This window comes from Mesorhizobium sp. M1423 (genome assembly GCF_040317575.1).
In the GTDB taxonomy this organism is placed as follows: Bacteria; Pseudomonadota; Alphaproteobacteria; order Rhizobiales; family Rhizobiaceae; genus Mesorhizobium.
Genome location: NZ_JAMYKU010000076.1, coordinates 1 through 1,371, shown reverse-complemented (window position 1 = coordinate 1,371; position 1,371 = coordinate 1). Strand labels below are relative to the sequence as shown.

The 1,371-nt window shown below is 64.8% G+C and carries 1 protein-coding gene; it reads left to right on the top strand.

The window, feature by feature from the left end; all coding sequences use genetic code 11:
* Positions 1 to 77: 77 nt before the first annotated feature.
* Positions 78 to 1,109, top strand: coding sequence for an IS110 family RNA-guided transposase (locus tag NKG95_RS34130; protein ID WP_353043871.1), 1,032 nt, complete (start codon positions 78 to 80; stop codon positions 1,107 to 1,109).
* The last annotated feature ends 262 nt before the right edge of the window (positions 1,110 to 1,371 follow it).

Here is a 1,371-nt window from a genome sequence, read left to right as displayed (position 1 = left end):
AGCTGATGGGGTGGACGCCCCCCGACGGCATCGCTGTGCCAGAATGGAGTGTTGCAACCATTCGAAGGGAGGCGTCCGTGCCTGAGGTTACCACGATCGGTCTGGATATCGCGAAGAATGTATTCCATGCGCATGGTTCGGATTCACGCGGTCGAGGCATTTTCTCGAAGCGGCTGAGCCGGGCGAAGATGCTCGACTTCTTCGCTGCGCAACCGCCTTGCACCGTGGCTATGGAAGCCTGCGGCGGTGCGCATCATTGGGGCCGTGAACTGATGGCGCTGGGCCATGACGTGCGGCTGATCCCACCCGCCTACGTCAAGCCGTTCGTGAAGCGGCAGAAGAACGATGCGGTGGATGCCGAAGCGATCTGCGAGGCAGCGCAGCGCCCAACCATGCGCTTCGTGGCCGTGAAGAGCGAGGAGCAACAGGCGTCCGCCCTCGTGTTCCGGACCCGCGATCTCTTGGTTCGCCAGCGAACCCAGCTCGTCAACGCCATCCGGGGACACCTCACCGAGTACGGTTGGGTGGCGCCGAAGGGATTGTCCTACGTCTCGATGCTCGGCGATATGCTCGAGGAGGAGATGGCCGCGTCCTTACCGGCGGCGGCGGTCGCGATGTTCCGTGTCATGCTGGATCTCCTGGCCGAGCTGGACGAGCGGATCGCGTATCTTGACCGGGAGATCGCTCGCCGTGCCCGCGAGGACGAGACGGCGCGCCGGCTGATGACCATCCCCGGCATCGGGCCGATCACCGCGACGGCGTTGACCGCGCTTGCTCCCGCTGCCGAGACCTTTGCCAAGGGTCGCGACTTCGCCGCCTGGCTGGGTCTGACACCGTTGCAGCGATCGACCGGAGGCAAACAGAAGCTCGGCGCGACGTCGAAGATGGGCGAGCGAACGCTGCGCCGCCTGCTGATTATCGGCGCCAGCGCCGTCGTCAAACAGGCGTCGCGTCGCGGAGCTCCCAAGGGATCGTGGCTGGAACAAATGCTGTCGCGCAAGCCGCGCATGCTGGTGACGGTGGCGCTCGCCAACAAGATGGCGCGCATTGTCTGGGCCCTTTTGGCGAAGGGCGGAAGTTACCGAGCTCCGGCGGCGGTCGCGGCGTAAGCCGGGATCGACGTCAGAGGCTGTCGGGGACGCGAGGTCGGTCGAAGGAGGGTATGGCACAACAGTCGGCGAGACGGGGCTGGAAGAACCAGGGAATGGCAGAGCGCTACCCAAGCGCGCAAAGCTGATGTGGATCCAGTCCGCGAACTCCCATACGGGCCCGCAGCCGATGGCTGCATCAGGAGGCCGGACAGATGGCAGCATCCGACATCGTGCCTACCGCCAAAAAAATCGCTTGCGTCCGAAGGGGCGTCCACAGATG